Here is a 17463-nt window from a genome sequence, read left to right on the forward strand (position 1 = left end):
CGGCGCGGGTTCCGGGCGCAGACATAATCACATAACGCGTATTTTGTGAACATGTACGTGCATACTCGGTGTATATCGGTGCCTTTACGATTAGAGAACGAAGAAGGGAGTCTGCGCTTCAATTGCGTTTGATTAACGCTTTAACACAACGCAGTATCACCGTACCCCCAAGCGCCTCCTCGCGCGGCCCTAAATCTGGTGTACGAAATTTCGGCGTATCAAAATAAACTTTTGACTTTCGGAAGGAGTATGTCCTATGAACGAAGTTGTCGAGAACAATTTCCGCTATCACGCACCGAGGGCAGGACAGACGGAGAAGTACGAAGCCATTCGCCAGAAGGCGAGAGATTTGGCGTATTTGATTGATGAACTCGCTCCGAACTCGCGCGAGAAGTCCCTCGCAAACACAAAGCTGGAAGAGGCCGTAATGTGGGCGAATGCTTCCGTCGCGCGAAATACGTAAAATTACGGCTTATCTACGCAATCCCTAACGAGACTATGCGGAAGCTACGAAACGGGCTAATTTCACGGTAAATTCCCGTCAAAACTAAGAGAGGAGGCGGTATCTATCGCATGGGTTAACGGAAAATGGATCGGCCGAAACGAACGGGAAGCGCAGATAAACGAACTGGCCGACCTAATTGACGCACTCGACGGCGTAGACATCGCCGTCTTGGGTGACGAGGACCAGCGCGAGGTAGAAATGCAGCTTTCGGAGTATGAGCGGTTGAGTGTAATTAACGAAGCTGAAACGGATCTTATTGCGTTCGCTCTCGAATACTTCTCGGAAGCTAAAAATCCGGGTAACGCAGGCAATTGGGACGGGTTCGATATCGTAGACGTAGACGAAGCACCTGATTTTCACCGTGAAATTAGCGTGATAATGGACGATGTGTCCAACATTAATACCAACGATAAGGTCGCAGTCGCTGCGCCCCGTTCTCACGCCAAGTCAACGTATCTTTCCAAGGCGTTTCCTTTGCGCGAGATTGTGTATCGGAAACGAAAGTACGAAATTATCATATCGGAGACGCCGGCAGTATCGAGCGGAAACCTGGACTGGATTTCGATGCAGCTTAAGCATAACGAGAAGCTGCGGAGGGACTTCGGTCCTTTATTGTCTCCGAAACAGCAGGAGAACCCGAAGGATAATAGCTCGGAGTTTATCGCGTGGGAGCCGACGGACAACGGCGTACCGAAAATGTTAACGAAGGTCGAAGCGGCATCTACCGGCCAAGCGTTGCGTGGGCGTAACTGGAACGGTGTCCGTCCGGATTTGATCGTATGTGACGACTTGGAGGACATCAAGTCTAACGCGGCCACGCCAGAACTCCGTCAGAAGATGCGTGACTGGTTTGCACAAACCGTCGTACCGTTGGGTGATCCGAAGGGTAAACGTACAGCCTTCGTTTACATGGGAACAACGGTCCATCACGAGGCGCTACTCGTAAACGTCCTATACAAGCGTTCGGACTTTAAGAGTCGCGTATATCGCGCAGTTATCGAATGGCCTGAACGTATGGACCTATGGGAAGCGTGCCGTCTCGTTTATACCGACCGAGATAATCCGAATCGAGCTGCGGACGCAAAAGCGCTGTACGAGTTAAATCGCGCGGAAATGGATCGTGGGGCTACCGTATTGTGGCCGGAAGCGCAGCCGCTATGGAAGTTGATGACGTGGAAATGGGATAACGGTACGAAGGCGTTCAACACGGAGTATATGAACAATCCGGTCGACGTGGAGTCGACGATTTTCAATCCGGAGCGGTTCGCGTATTGGGATCGAGAGGACCGTGATTTCCTCACGTCCGATTACGATATTTATCTCGGAATTGACTTTGCGATGGGTAAAACGCGAGGTGACTATTCTGCGGTTGTAACGATTGCGCGGCATAAACAGAGCGGTACGAAGTACGTAGTTGACGCGTACGGAGAGCGTGTTAAGCCGGACGAGTTTATGCGCGTTGTCGTGGAGAAAACACAACGTTATCAACCGACAGCGATCGCGGCAGAGGCGCAAGCTGCGCAGGAGTTTTTCGTTATGAAGCTGAAGGATGCGCTGAGGACGGCGGGCTATCCCGCTCAGACTCGCGTTAAGGAAATATATCAACGGTCCCGTAAGGACCTCCGTATAGAAGCGCTGCTCCCGGATATCGAGAGCGGCGCTATTCAATTTACGCGGAAACACTCGTTATTACTGGAGCAGTTCGAGCTGTACGGGTCCGGCAGCCACGATGACTTACCGGATGCGCTCGAAATGGCCGTAAGTATTGCGAAGACCGGACGGAAGAAGCTCCGGAATAAGCCGAAATGGATGTAGTCTAGTGCACTTTAGAGATTATGATATTTTCGATAGCCGACTTAGTTTCAATATCCTGGTTCTTTCTAAGTACTTGGGCAACTTCATCAGTGAATACCGCAAAGGAGCGGTCTTGGTATTGTACGATCCAAGTGGTGTCGGTACCTAAAGCTGGTGGTGTGACATTAAAAGCTGCACTTAGGTTTGCGGCTTCCTCCCGCAATTCTTGAAATGCGGCTCTGATTTCACTTAAAAGGTGGTTTCTGTCCTCAATCATTTGATTTCTGTCTTGGTCGGTTTCAATTTCTCGCATTTTTCTATTCAGTCTATCAAAGAAGCTCAAAAATATCCCTCCTCTATATTATAGGGAAATTATACCACGAAAGGAGGAGCTTTGTGTCGGAGTTTTACGATGTAAAGGAAACAAAGCTATTTTATACCGGAGCTCAATACCCGCCAGTTTATGAGATTCCACGCTTAGCGAAGTATGAACGCGGACGGGCTATTTACCAAGGTCGCCACGTTGAGATATACGATCGCGCTTCCGGACTCCTAAAAGATACGCCGTTTGCGCCGCAGCTCAAAACGTTATTTATCGCGGTCAACCTTATGGACGTGTTGCTGACGAAGCCCGCGGACTTGATGGTAGGTGAGGCGCCCACGTTTGAGACCGGACGCGATCCGGAATCCCCCGAACAAACAGCGCTAAGTCGCATCGTCGAAGAGAACGATCTAACGCAGATGATCCACGAGATCGTAATCGGAGCAGGCTTTCGGGGCGATTCGTTTCTCAAGACGTACTACGGACAACGTACGGACGTATCTGAGACGCTGCAACTCGGTTTGGATGCGCCGGAGGCACCGCTGGAGCCGATTATTGAACCCGTAGACGCCTCGATTGTATTTCCGGAGCTGTCGCGCGGCTCTAAGAAGCGGTTTAAGGCGGTGAATATCGCATGGGTAGAGTGGGAGATCGAAAATAGTAGCCGAATCATGTCGTTCTTGTCCGGTATCCCGACTACAGAGACGCCGTACCTAAACGTGGAGCGTCATATACCGGGCTATATCGTGTACGAAAGGTATGAGCTTACGGAACGAGGCGTGGATGATCGATGGGGAGCGCCTATTCCAACGTATAACATCGGTGAGTCAGTTCCGACGGGACGGGAGCAGGACGTTGTACCGACCGGAATGCCGGAATTGCTTGTCGAGCACGTCCCGTACAAGACAACGGACGCAGATTGGCGTGGAGAAAGCGGTACGGAGAAGCTGGAGAGCGTACTGGCCGCGTTAAACGATCGACTCGTCCAAATTGACTATATCCTCTGGAAGCACAGCGATCCAACTGCGTACGGGCCCGATTTTCAGGAGGACGACGACGCGACGGTACGCAGCGGCGGGCGCTATATTCCCGTAACCAAGGACGACGCAACGCCTGGTTATATGACGTGGAATTCTCAACTCGATGGCGCGTTTAAAGAGCTCGATATTCTTCTTGGCCTCGTTTACCAAATCAGCGAGACACCACAATGGTTGTTCGGAACGACGCTCGCTTCAGATAAAGGCGGGACAGGGACGTCACATACGGACGCTGGCGCGATTAAAGCACGGTTTATGCCGATCTTGTCCAAGGTGAAGCGCATTAGAGCGCACGTTGATCGGAGTCTACGTAATGCGTTGTGGAAGGCGATGAAACTAGAGAACCACGCCAACGATGGTGTCGCCGATTTCACAGCGTACGAAGCAGTGTACCCTACGATTACCTGGCGCGATGGAATTCCGCGTGATGAAAAGGAAGCGGCAGAAGTCGCTAACCTGCGTACTGGCGGTAAGCCTACATGGTCGGTTACTGACGCAATCAAAGATTTAGACGGCGTAGATGACTCGCAGGCAGCCGAGCTTGTCCGTCGAATTGACGAAGACGAGCAGCGCGTTTCGGGCACTGTTGACGCTTCGATATTTAACGACCCAGGCGGTGACGCCTAATGGACGACCCGAATTATGATGGCCCCGTGTCTAAACTACTCGGGGCTTTTCGGCGCGCTCGTTCGGCTATTGGTTCCGCCGTAAGTCGCTTATTTACGCGAGGAGCTAACCGCAAGACGGCCGATAGCGCTGCAAAAGAGGCGTCCGAAGCTATTGCTAAATTAAACGCCGAGTCAAAAGAGTGGGTTCGCGATAACCTTACAAAAGCCGCGCAAGATGGCGTTAAATGTGCGTTGATTGATCTTGGCGTTGCCAAAACGTTACTGGAAGCCGCCGATAAAGCTAAGCTCAACCGAGCTAATCGCGACTTACTGGCTTCCGCGATCCTAGACACCCATGCGGATATCCTTGCGGTGACCGGCAACATGGATCGCAAGACGAAAGCCGCTATCCGACAGGCTCTTGCGGATTCTCTCCGCGCAAACTTATCTCAAGGCGTTAATGGTAATGAAACATTAAAACGTGACGTACTCGACCGTATGCGCAAAACACTTGGCGATGCGGTCGATTCCGGAATTATAGACGCGAAAGGCCGCCGCTGGAAGCCAGAAACGTACGTAGACATGCTCGTCCGTACGAAAATGGCGGAAATGCAGCGCGAGGCCACTATTAACGAATCTCTCGGACGCGGCGTTTACTACGCGCAGATATCGAGCCACGGAGCAAAAGACGCTTGCCGTAATTGGGAGGGGCGGATCGTTAAGCTTACGTCGGACGCCCCCGGCGATTACCCGTATTATGGCGATTTACCTCGGCGCGATATCTTTCATCCGCGCTGCCGTCACGTTTTGATGCCCGTACGAAACCCGAAGTAAAGACCGGACCTACGATACGTCCAAAAACTGTCGGATACTATGCGCTACGCGGCGCTTAAACGCGGGAGGACTTATGAGCAAATACACCAACGTTAAGTATCCGCTGAGTCTACAACTGTTCGCGGAGGGCGATCCAGACCCAACGCCGAACCCGCCGATTGATCCGACACCACCGAAGACCTTCACGCAGGACGAACTCGACCAGGTCATTGCGGATCGTATCGCACGTGAACGTAAAAAGTATGCGGATTACGACGAGCTTAAAGCGAAATTGACCGAGTTCGAGCGTGCCAATGAAGAACGCCAGAGGGCAGAAATGACCGCAACTGAACGTCTTGAGGCGGAAAAAGCGGAAGCATTGGAGGCTGCGGAGACTGCGAGAACTGAACGTGACCAAGCGCTAACAGCCGCTAATCAACGTCTTATCAAGGCTGAGTTTCGCACGTTGGCGCGTGAGTTAAACGTTAGAGTGGATGCGATTGACGACGCGTATGTACTGGCGGATTTGAGCACCGCTTCAGTCGAGGGTGACGGAAGAATTAGCGGCGTCGAGGACGTAGTTAAGGCGTTGATTGCGAGTAAACCGTTCCTGGTTGAGCAGCCGAAAAAGGAACCGCTGACAATCGGAGGCGCTTCCGGGGGGAATCCGTACGACAAGGAAACGCGCACACTTGAGCAGCAGCTCGCGGAGGCAAAACGAATCAGAGACTTCGCAAAGGTCGTCGAGCTATCCAATAAACTTACGCGCTAAAGCTTCGGAAAATCCGAGGCTTTTTATTTTGCCCAAATATAAGGAGGAAGTTTATATATGTTGAGAACTTACGATTTTCAGGACCAAGTGCGCCAGCTCGAAGCGGGTATTTCCCTAATTATCGAGGACGCACCAAACTTGCTCGGCATTGTGGGGCTAGGCTCCAACTCTCTGTATCAAACAAAGTTCGAATGGATGTCCGATAACCTCAACTCTAACCGCGCAACTGCTGCTTCTGCTGCTGCGGTAGGTGCTACGGCAATTACTGTCGCTGAAGGTGACGGACTCAAATTCCGCGTCAATGCGATCGTAGTTTCTGGCGAGGAGTATATGCGTGTTACTGCCGTAGCTGGTGACGTCATTACCGTCGTCCGTGGTTACGATGGCACAAACGCAGCAGCGATCGAAGCCGGCGGAGAGATTCGCATCGTTGCCCGTCCGCAGTTGGAAGGTGCGCTGCCCGGTGTCGATGAAGGTCATGACCGTCTCGTAGATCACAATGTGACACAGATCATCGAGCGGTATGCGCAAGTGTCCGGTACACAACAGAACGTGCGAACTTATAACGTTACGGATGAGCTGAACTACCAAGTACAATTGCGTCTAAAAGAAATGCAACGCGAGATGAATGACTGGTTGATTTATGGTCGCCGTATTGGTGGTGCCGCTGGTATGCCTCGTACAACAGGCGGATTGCTTTATTTTGCGGACAAGAAAGGCGCTGCGAAAAAGAATGCCGAGGGTAAGGAAGTTACCCCTGCGCATCTGAACGACCTGTCCGAACAAATTTACTTGCGTGGCGGATCGGTAAACACCATCTTGACTAACACCGCGGGGGCTCGTCAAATCACGAAATTCGCTTCCGATACGATTCGGACTGAGCGCACGGACACCGCTACCGGCCACAAGATACAAACGTTCGTTTCTGATATCGTGGGCGGCTCCGTAGCAACCGTCATCGTCGATCCGAACTTTCCGAAAAATAAAATTGCACTGTTTGACCGCGATATCCTGTCTATCGACGCACTGAACGGCCGTGCGCTGCATGACGTGGACGCTACTGTACCGGGCGCTGACTTTGTTGCTCGTCAGATTCGCGGCGAGTACGGCGTAACGGTCAAAAATGCGGGCGAGAAGATCGCGATTCTGGACAATATCAGCACGTCGGTATCTTAATCGGAGGAGCTTCGGCTCCTCTTTATATTTAACGGAGGTGACTACGTGAATGGCGGAGTACCACGCAGGTCCTCATTACTCTCTTGACGGGATCGAGTTTGATACGCGAGGGGTATATGTAACCAAGGATGCCAGTGAGATAGCACGTTTGGACGTGCTCGTACCTATTTGGATTAGCCGTATTGACGCGAAAGAACCGGAGGAGCCGAAGAAACCACGCGCTAAGAAGGCGCAGACGACGGAAACCTCCGACGAATAAACGGAGGTGTTACCGTGGCAACTACGATATTAGCGGCAGATGCGTACATTAATGCGTCTTGCCTTGACGTAGAGGATTGGCAAGCGAGCGATACCGCGAGAAAACAACGGATGTTAAATGTCGCAGGGAGAACGCTCACGACCGCCTATCCGAAATACGTCATTCCTGACGCGGCGACGTACGAGTTCACGAATGTACTTTCGATTTTGTACAACGATACCGGGCGGCTTCAGCGGCAGGGTACCGCATCGTTCGGTCTGACTGGCGTGTTCAATGTGACGTTTAAAGACGGTTCAACCGGGATGCCTTACGATGACCTGCGTAAGTTTATTCCGCAGACTGCGCTCGACCTTATCGGCGCGGAAAATGGCGTGAAGCTATCGAAACGAAGCGCGAAATGGACGGTGATGTGACGTGCCACTCGTATCCATGCGGCAAACAATAACGATAACGAAGGCGGCTAAAGGTAGCGGGTGGGGTCACTCGTCGCCTGGCGCGGAAGTACCGGTATCTGCACGCGTATCCGAACAGACGAAGACCGTTACGAACCAGTTCGGAGACGAGGCGCTATCGAGTATGACGATATACCTCGACAAGCTGGCGGACGTTTCGTATGACGACGAGATTACGTACACAAACGAACTCGGCGTAACGATTAAACGCAAGCCGATCGCGATACAGCCTAAACGGGGGTTGTCCGGCAAGGCGCTAATAACGGAGGTGAACGTATAGATGGCGGTAAACAGACTTGATTTTGACGCCACGCGCGGGGCTCCGTTTATTAAGCGCGTTATCGGACGTTTCTTCAGGGGATATCGTACGCGGCTTGAGGACGCAATTTCCGACGGTTCGAAAACGGGAGTACAGGACGTTATGGACGAGTGGCGGCGGGAGTCTACGAATATTGCTCCGCTAAAGACCGGTACACTGCGGCGGTCTATTTCGACGGATGTTACGAAGCGGGGCGATAAGTGGGTCGGCGAGATCAGCGCGTCCGCGATCGAGGTTAAAGGTAAACGTAAGTTCGATTACGCTACGTATCTTAACGACGTATACCCGAAGAAGCATGGCGATTCCTTCCGTAATCCGACCACGCCGGGCACTGTTCCGGGATTTTTGGATAAGCCGGCGGAGGAGAATGAACGCGAGTGGCAACGGACGATAGAGGCGGAAATCAAAGCCGCGATTAAGCGAGAGGGGCTGTAACATGGCGCTGATTAGCGAGATTGAAGCAATCGAGGCGTTCATAAAGCGGAAATACCCCGATGCAACGTACGAGAAGCAGACAGTCCCGGAGCAACCTACGCCGGGGCTTTTTGTTGTCCGCTTTTTACGAGATGGGCGGACGCTTGAAACCGGAATGCATTACCGGATTGATCGCGATTACCAAATCATCCATTTCGCGAAGTACCCGGAAGAGACAATGCCGATCATGTCCGATCTGAGTGCGGCTATTTACGCAGAGGGCGGACTGCCTGACGTGCATATGCGATTCGAAGGATTTGGCTTCGCGCAGCCGGGAGCGACGGAGAACAAGATATACGCGACGGTCGGTGTTTTGCAAACGACAGTTCGCGAAATGAAGCCGCAACGACAATACGACAAGATCAATCACATACATCCGCGTTACGTGTAGGGCGTCCCAATGGGCGCTCTTTTTTATTTCCAAAGGAGGTTTTTAGATGGCCGGAGGTTCTTGGGACCCTACTGCATTATCTATCCAGCCGGGTCTCTACATCAATTACGTCGAAGCGGCCGCCGCGCAGATTAACGGAGGCGCACGCGGCACGGCCGCGATCCCGCTGTTAAATTACGGCGCAAAGGCGACAGCTAAGACGTTTTACACGGTCGAAACGGAGAAAGCCGCATCCGATTTGTTCGGAGCGTCGAATATCCAGTCGATCTTATTTGCGTTGCAGGGCGGTGCGAAGAACGTACTCGTCTATACGATGCCAAAAACGCCAGTCGCCGAGGACTACACGGATATGCGTGCGGCTTACGATGCCCGCGAATTTAACGTGTTTGTCTTCGACGGTGAATTTAACGCGGATGAGCAAGCGCTGACCAAGACGTGGACAATCCGCAACCGTACGGAAGGCAAGCACTTTATCTCCGTATTCGGTGGTGACGCGGCTACGGACGCTGACCCTGCGCTGGGTAACGCGCGGTCTGTACTTAATGCGGACAACTATATCGTCAACTTAATTAGCGGAGTGGTCATCGGTACTAAAACGTACCATTCATCCGCATTTGCTCCGTGGGTGGCCGGCTTGATTGCGGGAACTGCGATTAACCGCTCGACTACTTACGCGCAAGTGCCTGCGGATGACGTTACTCGACGCTTGACTAAGACGGAGTTTGACGCTGCGCTTACGGCTGGTTCGTTTGTTTTCGTTAACGATGGTACTCGCGTGAAAGTTAAGCAAGGTCTCGTAACGTCCAAACAAAAAGTCCGCAATATGCGCGCACGTCAGGCGATTAGCACGGACATTACCAAAACCGCGGAAGACAATTACATCGGCAAGCTCAACAACAACGCTGACGGTCAGGCTACGTTGATGGTTGCGATTAAGGCGTACCTGGAGCGCTTGGAAATCTCGGGCGTACTATCGGGCCCTGCGGTCGGACTTGATCCGAATTTCCCATCCGTAGGCGATCAGGTTTTTCTCGCCCTTTCCTACGTGGAAGTCGATTCGATGGAACGTATCTTCATCACAGTAAACGTATAAGGACGGTGAAAATAGATGGTACTAGACGCTACACGCGTAATCAGTGGTGCGTACGGAGCGGTAAACGACGCAGACGGTAACTGGATGTCCAACGTTTACTCGTGTGAGGCGAATATCGAGATCGGCTTCGAAGACGTCAAGCTCGCCGGTACGCGCTGGATCGGTAATAAGGTAACGTCGCTGAAAGGCTCCGGTTCGATCGGGAGCTACATGGTGACGTCGGAATGGATCGAGAAGATGGCGCAGGTTACGGACGATAAGAGTCCTGCCTTCACAACGGAACTCGTTGTCAAATTGGACGACCCCGAATCGTTCGGAGCGTATCGGGTGCGGCTGAAAAACGTCACATTCGATAAGATTCCGATTATCAACTACGAGGTCGGTTCGATCGTTGAGCAGGAGCTTACGTTCTTGTTCAGCGGTTACGAAGTTATGGATAAAATTCGCGCGGCTTAACATACGGGGTCCTTCGGGGCCTCTTTTTAATTACGAAAATAAACGGAGGTTGACATAGATGGCTAAAGGACTCGAAGCGTTACTCGGAGCAACAACGGATTTGAAGGAAGAGATTTATATTCCGCGTTTGAAGACGCATTTCACGATTAAAGCGTTAGATGAGGACGCAATTGAGCGCGCTCGCTCACAGGCAACGACAGGTAAGGACGGTTCCTTAGACGGCTCGTTATTTAACCGGCTACTGGTTGCAAAAAGCGCCGTCGATCCGGACTTTAGCGATAAGTCACTCAAAGACCACTACGGGGCATCCGACGCAGCCGATTGCGTGAAGAAGGCGCTGTTGCCAGGCGAACAGTCTCGTATGGTACAAGCGGTTCTGGTCCTTTCCGGTTTCGTGGAAGACGCGGAGCTCGTTGAAGACGCAAAAAACTAATTAAGTCGGGCGATCCGGAGGCGTACATGCTACACGAGATATTCCAGCGTCACGGGATTCCGCCCGACGAAGTTTACGCAAAGGAACGAAGACATCGCTTCTTTATGTACGCGTCCATGGTGGTTCAGCTCGATATCGAAGCGAAGGCGCGACAGAAATAACGCAGGAAGGAGGTAATTACGATTTCATTCGATTTGATCGGACACCTACGCCTCATCGACGATATGTCTCGTCCTCTCCGTAAGGCAATGGGCGGAATGCTCAAGTTCGGAGTAGCAGCAACGGGGATTGGCGTTGCGACTACGGGGATTGCGTTCGCGGCGGACTCCGTCAAAAAGGCGATGGATTTCGAGGCTCAAATGAAGACAGTACAGGCGCTAACAGGCGCGACCGACGAGCAAACGAAATCCATGCAGGCATTAGCCCTTCAGCAAGGCGCATTAACGAAATATTCCGCACTTGAAGCCGCGCAAGGTATCGAGGAACTGTTGAAAGCGGGCATGTCCACCGCGCAGGTCCAAGCGGGCGGTCTTAACGCGGCCTTGAATCTCGCGACGGCTGGCGGACTCGGTCTCGCTGAAGCTGCGGAAGTCATGTCGACCGCGCTCAACTCGTTCAAAAAAGACGGCTTAACTGCGGCGCAGGCTGCGGATATCTTGGCGGGTACCGCGAATGCGTCAGCTACGGATGTACACGATTTACGCTATTCCCTAGCTGAGGTTGGCTCCGTAGCTGACGGTGTTGGTATGTCGTTTAGAGATACGAATACGGCGCTCGGTTTGTTTGCGAATAACGGTCTGAAAGGGGCATCCGCAGGTACATCGCTGAAGACGATGCTATCAAACCTGACTCCCATGACCGATAAAGCGTACGGCTTGTTCGAGGACTTCAACTTACTGACTGTTAATACTACGGATGCATTAGCGTTCATGTCGAAAAAAGGCATCAAATCGACGGGTACATCCGTCCAAGCGGTTACGAAGGACATCGAGAAATACGTCGCAGCTCAGACGGGGCTCAAGGTTGGGACGGCTAAGTCGGCAAAGGAAACGAAGAAGTTCTTGACAGCGAGTAACCTCATTCACTCCGCGTTCTACGATAATAAAGGCGAGATTAAAGACCTGGCGCAGGTAGCGGATTTGCTGAGGAATCGGTTCAGTAAATTAACCGCTGAACAGCGTCAAACCTACATGTATGATATGTTCGGGTCCGATGCGATTCGCGCAGGTAACATCCTCTTCAAAGAGGGCGCGGCGGGCGTCAAGAAGTTTCAACAGGAAATGGCGAACGTCACGGCCCTCCAAGTTGCGAAAAAGAAGATGGAAGGCGCGGCGGGAAGTGTAGAGCAATTTTCCGGAGCATTAGAGACATTGCAGATTTCCGCCCTGATACCGACGATGCCGATCATTGCCAAACTTGCGGACGCAATGTCTAACCTCGTTATTAAGTACACTCCGCGAATCACGGCGGCTATGCAACGCGCAGTTAGTACGTCGAAGGCGTATTTGAAAACGCATTTTATCAACAATCCGGAGTTTAATAAGCTTCCGGATATTAAGAGTAAAATTGCGTTTGTGTTCGATGACGTTAAGAAGACGTTATCCGAATGGTGGAACGGAGGTACATCCGAAAAGTTTGCGCAATTCGGTAAGGAATCTGCGATGGCTATCGGTAAGAACTTCGCGAGTACGATCGTCAATAATCCGCAGTTTGCGTTTATCCTCGGTTTGTTTATCGCGGGAAAAGCGCCGAATCCAATCGGGCTTACCGTAGCCCTTGCTATTACAGCATCCCCGTGGGTTAAGAAGACTATTGACTTTCTGAGCGGCGGTCTGAAGGAGATTAGCGGCGCAGCCGGTGGGGAACGTCTACTTGAGTATAACGCACACCTGAACAGCCTGTCGGAAGGTACTCCGGCACTTAGTGGGCCTACGGAATTACAGGCTCCATCAAGTTCGGTGGACCCTAACGACGATAGCATGTGGGCGAAGTTCCGCCGCGCAGCGGGTTTTGCTGGCGGTATTGACCGGGTTCCATATAACGGGATGCCGGCACGCCTCCATAAGGATGAGACGGTCCTCACGAAGCACGAGGCGTCCGAATGGCGCGATCAGCAACGTGGAGGAGGATCGGGCGGCATCGTAATCACGGGGAATACGTTTAATGTACGTGAAGACGCTGACATCGAGAAAATAGCGCGTCAACTGGCGTATCAGTTAGCGAGATAGGAGGCGATGTTTTGCAGTTTTGGCTAAAGTACAATAATGGCGCGGAAGTCCTATGGCTCCCCGTTAATCCCGAGAGTATCCAAACAACGATGACCCACGGTTACGAAGACGTAGAGATTTCGAATCTCGGCGAGTACACGATAATCGGCAATCAACGTCTCCGTGAGTTCTCGATGTCATCGTTTTTCCCGCGTGACTACAACGCAGGCTATTGCTCGTACTCTAACCTCAAGGCACCACGTGAATATGTCGCGATAATCGAGCGTTGGATGCGTAGTGGTAAGCCTGCGCGGTTTATCATTACAGGTACCTCCGTCAATTTCGCGGTTACTATACGCTCTTTTGAATACGAAGAGCGCGGCGGTGAGCCGGGCGATATCTATTATACGTTGTCGCTGAAAGAACACGTTTTTATCGACATCGCAAAGAAATCGGACAATAAAAAGCTTACGGGCTCCGCGTCGAAAACAATGCCGAAACTTACATCGGCGGTAAAGCGTCCGAACGCAACCGTTAAGGCAAAGTCATATACGGTTAAGGCAGGCGACTCGTTGTGGAAGATAGCGCAACGGGCAGACGTACTCGGCAACGGCGACCGATGGCGTGAGCTTTACGCAAAAAATAAGTCCGCAATCGGCCCGAACCCTAACGTACTCAAGCCGGGGCAAAAGTTGGTGATACCGTAATGGAAATTAAATTACTCTATGACGGAAAGTATTGGATCGAACCGCTCGTCAAATCCGCAACGTGGTCCGGAGACGTCGCACAGCCACATCGTACGTTGTCCATCTCGTACTCCAATACGTTAAACGCGGACGACAAGCGCATTGCGTTTGAACTCGGGAAGGAGCTGCGCTTCTACGCGGACGATGTCGGGCTGTTTCGCGGCGTTATTTTTACGTACGATATCGACGACAAAGGCGATACAACGATTACGGCGTATGACGAAAACGTATATCTCACGAAAAACGTAGATACGCAGAAGTTCGTCGGCAAAACGGCGGGAACGATCGTGTCCTCGTTGTGTAAATCGTTCGGAATCCCGGCCGGAACCGTTGCAAACACGGGCTACGTTATCCCGAAGCTTATCCTCCGTGATATGTCGCTGTGGGATATGATTACGACGGCGCTAACGGAAACGCGTAAGCAAAATAACCGTAAGTTCATCGTTTACTCGCGTGAGGGTAAGCTTTTTTTGCGTGAGAAAAAAGACGAAGTTGTCCGTTGGATGCTGGAGGATGGCGTTAACATTACGTCAGCGCGACGCTCTCAGTCGATTGAGGAGATGCGTACAGCGGTCAAGGCGCAGGGTGGAACGGACGAGAAACCGATAACGTCTACGGCGAAGGATGCCGCGCTGATTAAAAAATATGGAATGATGCAACACGTAGAGTCTGCGGACAGTGACGCAACCGCCAGCCAAATCCAACAACTCGCGAAGGCCAAGCTGAAGGAACTCGGCAAAGTCGGCGAAGACGTATCCGTAGATGCGTTAGGTATTACGCAGGTCGTTGCGGGAACTGCCGTTTATGCCTTCGAGAGCATGACGGACATTGTCGGCGGCTATTATGTCAACGCGGATACTCATACGTTCCAAAATGGCACGCACATGATGTCGCTTACGCTGTCCAAAACGGACGACTTACCGAAACTGGAATACGAAGAATCGGAGCCGAAGAAGGAAGCGGCAAAGAAGAAGAAAAAGAAAGCGAAGGAAAAAACAACAAAAGCTTCATCGGGCGGCTCCACGCTGAAGGTGTTGGATACGGTATCCGAGATGGAATCCATACGAGGAGGTGCGAAGAAATGATCGAACGAATTGACGGAGGCGGCATGTCACAGTTCCGCGATGTTATTAAGCAACTCGGCCACAACGTAGAAGTCGATATCGAATACGCGACGATCATCGCACCTCCGCCAGCTCTCCGCGTACAAGTCGATAACATGAAGATCGAACTCGACGGAGACGACGTGATTATTCCGGAGCATCTACGTGAACATACGCGGAAGGTATCCGTTAAATCTACGGTTCCGACTACGCTCGAACTCAACCGATATACGCGCGTAACGAAGGAAACGGAATCGTCCGCACCTGTTAATTCGAAGGCGTTCAGCGACGTATTCAACTTCGGGTCATTCACGTCCGGCACGTTCGAGATTACGTTTCATGACACGCTGAAGGCGGGCGACCGTGTGGCCGTTGCGTCGTTTGGCGGGGGGCAACGTTATATCGTGTTGGGGCGGATAGGAGGTGCGTCGGATGGCGCTTAGCCCATTGCCGGCGGTTGACGTCGATTTGAGCGAAGATATAGACGTAGTTACGGAAACTGACGTAGAGCCGAGCCGGACGTACGCGTTGGACTTAGACAGCGGGGCGGTTGGCGGAACCATTGACGGGCGTGAGGCAATCCGCCAGTTTATTCTCAAGGCGATACTAACCTCTCGTTTTCACTTTACGATTTACGATGAGGACTACGGATGTGAGCTCGAAGATTTAATCGGTCAAGACGTTCCGATGGAGCTACTTGAAACGGAGATTCCCCGCGTCATAACCGAAGCACTTATTTACGATGACCGGATCGACGACGTATATGGATTCGAAATCACGCAAGAGGCGAGCGATTTGTTCGTCTCTTTTTACGTTGATGTGGACGGAGAAGAAATTCCGATGGAGGTGGCGGTGTAATGTACGAGGATCAAACGAAAGAGGCGATATTGCAGCGGATGCTCGACGCGTCTCCGGAGGATATCGACAAACGGCAAGGCTCGGTTACGAACGATTTGCTTTCGCCAGCGGCTATCGAAATGACCGGACTTTATACAGAGTTGGACACAGTCCTCACGTTGGGCTTTACGGATACCACATCGGACGAATACCTCGACCGTCGCGCAGCCGATTACGGACTGACACGCAAAGCAGCGGTAAAAGCGAAGGGTACGTTGACGTTTACGGGACCGGACGGGACGGTTGTTCCCGCTGGTACTATTACGTCGACGGGCGCGGCGGTTCCGGTCTATTTCGTAACAACAGCCGCAGCAACAATTACGGCGTCTAGCGTTACAGTCGCTGCTATAGCTGAAGAAGCTGGCGCATCTGGTAACGTAAGTATCGGCGCAGTCAGTACGATGGTGGGCGATTTAGTCGGGATTGTAACGGTTACTAATCCGGTAAATTTCGAAGGTGGAGTCGACCGTGAGTCGGATGATGCATTCCGCGGTCGTTATTACGAACGGGCTCGCCGACCAGTTACGTCGGGCAACGCGAATCACTACCGCCAATGGGCGCGTGAGGTTCCCGGCGTAACGGATGCGCGTGTTTATCCGGTCTGGGACGGAGCCGGTACCGTGAAGGTCGTGCTACTCGGCGATGATAAGACCGCACCGGACACCGCTATTATTTCCGCAGCGCAGACGTATATTGATCCGACACAGGACGGGCGAGGCGAAGGTCAGGCTCCGCTCGGTGCGGTGGCTACCGTCGTGGGAGCGGAAGAGGTGCCGATTAACATCGTGGCTGACGTGGATTTAGCGCCTGGCGCTACGTTGGACGAAGTGAAGGCGCTGGTTACTGCGGGATCGCGCAAGTATCTCGAAACGCTGGCTTTCGCGGACCCGATCGTCCGTATAAATCAGATCGGCAACGTGGTCATCGACCTACCTCCGGTCAGAGATTACGCGTCACTCACGTTAAACGGCACTACCGGCAATATCATCGTAGCTGACGGGCAGGTCGCGGTACTTGGGACGGTGACGATTACGTGACGAAAACAACCGAAGAGATGCGCCAGTTCATGCGTGACTCACTTCCGCGATACTACGACGAATCGCTCATAGCCGGGAATATCATAGACCGGGAAGCGGAGGAACTAGCGCGCATAAGTGCGTCCGCTTACGACGTACTCGATCAATTTTACCTCGGGTCCGCGACGTGGGGGCTTACGCGTTGGGAGCGCATCTTCGGGATTACAACGGACCCAACGAAGACCTACGAGCAGCGGCGTGAAGTATTACGCGGTAAGTTGCGGGGCGTCGGTCGGGTTAATGCGGAGTTAATCGAAAACGTGGCGGCCGCGTACGCAAACGGAGAGGTAGACGTGACGCCAAATATCGCAAGTTACACGCTTACGATTACGTTCGTAGGCGTATTTGGCGTGCCTGCGCAGATCGACATTTTGAAAGAGACGTTGCGCGAGATTATTCCGGCGCATCTCGCAATCGATTACGTATTCCGGTTTTTTACGTATGCGGAATTGCTTGCGACTGGAAAAACGTATGGTGAGATTGCGGCAACGGGCAAGACGTACGATGATATATATAACCGGAGGTTTTAA

At 52.3% G+C, this 17463-nt stretch carries 23 protein-coding genes; 22 read left to right on the forward strand and 1 reads right to left on the reverse strand.

Annotation, left to right across the window (positions count from 1 at the left end; genetic code table 11):
* The first annotated feature begins 256 nt into the window (after nucleotides 1-256).
* Both ACIFQM_RS11335 and terL read left to right on the forward strand, forming a co-directional pair.
* Nucleotides 257-463: a DUF7681 family protein gene (locus ACIFQM_RS11335; protein ID WP_430065558.1), complete on the forward strand. Its 207-nt coding sequence runs from the start codon at nucleotides 257-259 to the stop codon at nucleotides 461-463.
* A 420-nt stretch (nucleotides 464-883) separates the two neighbouring features.
* Nucleotides 884-2320 (forward strand): phage terminase large subunit, encoded by a 1437-nt coding sequence (gene terL / locus ACIFQM_RS11340; RefSeq protein ID WP_430065621.1) that lies wholly within the window; start codon nucleotides 884-886, stop codon nucleotides 2318-2320.
* 1 nt (nucleotide 2321) lies between these two features.
* On the opposite strand, the gene ACIFQM_RS11345 is transcribed toward terL, so the two are convergent.
* Nucleotides 2322-2642 (reverse strand): hypothetical protein, encoded by a 321-nt coding sequence (locus ACIFQM_RS11345; RefSeq protein WP_430065560.1) that lies wholly within the window; start codon nucleotides 2640-2642, stop codon nucleotides 2322-2324.
* 53 nt (nucleotides 2643-2695) lie between these two features.
* Here ACIFQM_RS11345 and ACIFQM_RS11350 point away from each other — a divergent pair, with 53 nt between their 5' ends.
* From ACIFQM_RS11350 to ACIFQM_RS11445, 20 genes are all read left to right on the forward strand, one after another.
* On the forward strand, nucleotides 2696-4285 hold the full coding sequence (locus ACIFQM_RS11350; protein ID WP_430065561.1) for a portal protein: 1590 nt from the start codon (nucleotides 2696-2698) through the stop codon (nucleotides 4283-4285).
* Nucleotides 4285-5100 carry a phage minor capsid protein gene (locus tag ACIFQM_RS11355; protein WP_430065563.1) on the forward strand — a complete coding sequence of 272 codons (816 nt, stop codon included), beginning with the start codon at nucleotides 4285-4287 and terminating at the stop codon, nucleotides 5098-5100. The genes ACIFQM_RS11350 and ACIFQM_RS11355 overlap by 1 nt, the downstream gene beginning before the upstream one ends.
* 73 nt (nucleotides 5101-5173) lie before the next feature.
* Complete coding sequence (locus ACIFQM_RS11360) at nucleotides 5174-5851, forward strand: scaffolding protein (protein ID WP_430065565.1); 678 nt, start codon at nucleotides 5174-5176, stop codon at nucleotides 5849-5851.
* Nucleotides 5852-5908: 57 nt separating this feature from the next.
* Nucleotides 5909-7027: an SU10 major capsid protein gene (locus ACIFQM_RS11365; RefSeq protein WP_430065567.1), complete on the forward strand. Its 1119-nt coding sequence runs from the start codon at nucleotides 5909-5911 to the stop codon at nucleotides 7025-7027.
* Between the two features lie 49 nt (nucleotides 7028-7076).
* On the forward strand, nucleotides 7077-7286 hold the full coding sequence (locus ACIFQM_RS11370) for a hypothetical protein (RefSeq protein WP_430065569.1): 210 nt from the start codon (nucleotides 7077-7079) through the stop codon (nucleotides 7284-7286).
* A gap of 14 nt (nucleotides 7287-7300) precedes the next feature.
* Entirely contained in the window at nucleotides 7301-7699 is a 399-nt protein-coding gene (locus tag ACIFQM_RS11375) for a hypothetical protein (RefSeq protein WP_430065571.1), read from the forward strand.
* Nucleotide 7700: 1 nt separating this feature from the next.
* A complete protein-coding gene (locus ACIFQM_RS11380; RefSeq protein WP_430065573.1) occupies nucleotides 7701-8018 on the forward strand; it encodes a hypothetical protein in 318 nt (105 codons plus the stop codon).
* Complete coding sequence (locus ACIFQM_RS11385; RefSeq protein WP_430065575.1) at nucleotides 8019-8492, forward strand: HK97 gp10 family phage protein; 474 nt, start codon at nucleotides 8019-8021, stop codon at nucleotides 8490-8492.
* A 1-nt stretch (nucleotide 8493) separates the two neighbouring features.
* Complete coding sequence (locus ACIFQM_RS11390; protein WP_430065577.1) at nucleotides 8494-8922, forward strand: hypothetical protein; 429 nt, start codon at nucleotides 8494-8496, stop codon at nucleotides 8920-8922.
* A gap of 46 nt (nucleotides 8923-8968) precedes the next feature.
* A complete protein-coding gene (locus ACIFQM_RS11395; RefSeq protein ID WP_430065579.1) occupies nucleotides 8969-10015 on the forward strand; it encodes a phage tail sheath subtilisin-like domain-containing protein in 1047 nt (348 codons plus the stop codon).
* A 15-nt stretch (nucleotides 10016-10030) separates the two neighbouring features.
* Entirely contained in the window at nucleotides 10031-10471 is a 441-nt protein-coding gene (locus ACIFQM_RS11400) for a phage tail tube protein (protein ID WP_045245306.1), read from the forward strand.
* Nucleotides 10472-10529: 58 nt separating this feature from the next.
* The gene (locus tag ACIFQM_RS11405) at nucleotides 10530-10904 is read left to right on the forward strand and encodes a phage tail assembly chaperone (RefSeq protein ID WP_430065581.1); all 375 of its coding nucleotides are present in this window, start codon (nucleotides 10530-10532) and stop codon (nucleotides 10902-10904) included.
* A gap of 26 nt (nucleotides 10905-10930) precedes the next feature.
* Nucleotides 10931-11065, forward strand: coding sequence for a hypothetical protein (locus ACIFQM_RS11410; RefSeq protein WP_430065583.1), 135 nt, complete (start codon nucleotides 10931-10933; stop codon nucleotides 11063-11065).
* A 33-nt stretch (nucleotides 11066-11098) separates the two neighbouring features.
* Entirely contained in the window at nucleotides 11099-13132 is a 2034-nt protein-coding gene (locus ACIFQM_RS11415) for a phage tail tape measure protein (RefSeq protein WP_430065585.1), read from the forward strand.
* 173 nt (nucleotides 13133-13305) lie between these two features.
* On the forward strand, nucleotides 13306-13818 hold the full coding sequence (locus ACIFQM_RS11420; RefSeq protein WP_430065587.1) for a LysM peptidoglycan-binding domain-containing protein: 513 nt from the start codon (nucleotides 13306-13308) through the stop codon (nucleotides 13816-13818).
* Nucleotides 13818-14942 (forward strand): XkdQ/YqbQ family protein, encoded by a 1125-nt coding sequence (locus ACIFQM_RS11425; protein ID WP_430065589.1) that lies wholly within the window; start codon nucleotides 13818-13820, stop codon nucleotides 14940-14942. The genes ACIFQM_RS11420 and ACIFQM_RS11425 overlap by 1 nt, the downstream gene beginning before the upstream one ends.
* Before the next feature lie 23 nt (nucleotides 14943-14965).
* Nucleotides 14966-15403 carry a DUF2577 domain-containing protein gene (locus ACIFQM_RS11430; protein ID WP_430065623.1) on the forward strand — a complete coding sequence of 146 codons (438 nt, stop codon included), beginning with the start codon at nucleotides 14966-14968 and terminating at the stop codon, nucleotides 15401-15403.
* Complete coding sequence (locus ACIFQM_RS11435) at nucleotides 15393-15818, forward strand: DUF2634 domain-containing protein (protein WP_430065591.1); 426 nt, start codon at nucleotides 15393-15395, stop codon at nucleotides 15816-15818. Before ACIFQM_RS11430 ends, ACIFQM_RS11435 begins: the two co-directional genes overlap by 11 nt.
* Nucleotides 15818-16894, forward strand: a complete 1077-nt coding sequence (locus ACIFQM_RS11440) for a baseplate J/gp47 family protein (protein WP_430065593.1) — start codon at nucleotides 15818-15820, stop codon at nucleotides 16892-16894. Before ACIFQM_RS11435 ends, ACIFQM_RS11440 begins: the two co-directional genes overlap by 1 nt.
* Nucleotides 16891-17463, forward strand: coding sequence for a putative phage tail protein (locus tag ACIFQM_RS11445; protein WP_430065595.1), 573 nt, complete (start codon nucleotides 16891-16893; stop codon nucleotides 17461-17463). The genes ACIFQM_RS11440 and ACIFQM_RS11445 overlap by 4 nt, the downstream gene beginning before the upstream one ends.

Source organism: Paenibacillus sp. NRS-1782 (genome assembly GCF_050467685.1).
Lineage (GTDB): Bacteria > Bacillota > Bacilli > Paenibacillales > Paenibacillaceae > Paenibacillus > Paenibacillus terrae_A.

Coding starts and splice junctions, on each gene's coding strand:
- ACIFQM_RS11335 (WP_430065558.1), top strand. CDS start 257: ATGAACGAAGTTGTCGAGAACAATTTCCGCTATCACGCACCGAGGGCA.
- terL (WP_430065621.1), top strand. CDS start 884: ATGGACGATGTGTCCAACATTAATACCAACGATAAGGTCGCAGTCGCT.
- ACIFQM_RS11355 (WP_430065563.1), top strand. CDS start 4,285: ATGGACGACCCGAATTATGATGGCCCCGTGTCTAAACTACTCGGGGCT.
- ACIFQM_RS11360 (WP_430065565.1), top strand. CDS start 5,174: ATGAGCAAATACACCAACGTTAAGTATCCGCTGAGTCTACAACTGTTC.
- ACIFQM_RS11365 (WP_430065567.1), top strand. CDS start 5,909: ATGTTGAGAACTTACGATTTTCAGGACCAAGTGCGCCAGCTCGAAGCG.
- ACIFQM_RS11370 (WP_430065569.1), top strand. CDS start 7,077: ATGGCGGAGTACCACGCAGGTCCTCATTACTCTCTTGACGGGATCGAG.
- ACIFQM_RS11385 (WP_430065575.1), top strand. CDS start 8,019: ATGGCGGTAAACAGACTTGATTTTGACGCCACGCGCGGGGCTCCGTTT.
- ACIFQM_RS11390 (WP_430065577.1), top strand. CDS start 8,494: ATGGCGCTGATTAGCGAGATTGAAGCAATCGAGGCGTTCATAAAGCGG.
- ACIFQM_RS11395 (WP_430065579.1), top strand. CDS start 8,969: ATGGCCGGAGGTTCTTGGGACCCTACTGCATTATCTATCCAGCCGGGT.
- ACIFQM_RS11400 (WP_045245306.1), top strand. CDS start 10,031: ATGGTACTAGACGCTACACGCGTAATCAGTGGTGCGTACGGAGCGGTA.
- ACIFQM_RS11405 (WP_430065581.1), top strand. CDS start 10,530: ATGGCTAAAGGACTCGAAGCGTTACTCGGAGCAACAACGGATTTGAAG.
- ACIFQM_RS11410 (WP_430065583.1), top strand. CDS start 10,931: ATGCTACACGAGATATTCCAGCGTCACGGGATTCCGCCCGACGAAGTT.
- ACIFQM_RS11420 (WP_430065587.1), top strand. CDS start 13,306: ATGTCATCGTTTTTCCCGCGTGACTACAACGCAGGCTATTGCTCGTAC.
- ACIFQM_RS11425 (WP_430065589.1), top strand. CDS start 13,818: ATGGAAATTAAATTACTCTATGACGGAAAGTATTGGATCGAACCGCTC.
- ACIFQM_RS11430 (WP_430065623.1), top strand. CDS start 14,966: ATGTCACAGTTCCGCGATGTTATTAAGCAACTCGGCCACAACGTAGAA.
- ACIFQM_RS11435 (WP_430065591.1), top strand. CDS start 15,393: ATGGCGCTTAGCCCATTGCCGGCGGTTGACGTCGATTTGAGCGAAGAT.
- ACIFQM_RS11440 (WP_430065593.1), top strand. CDS start 15,818: ATGTACGAGGATCAAACGAAAGAGGCGATATTGCAGCGGATGCTCGAC.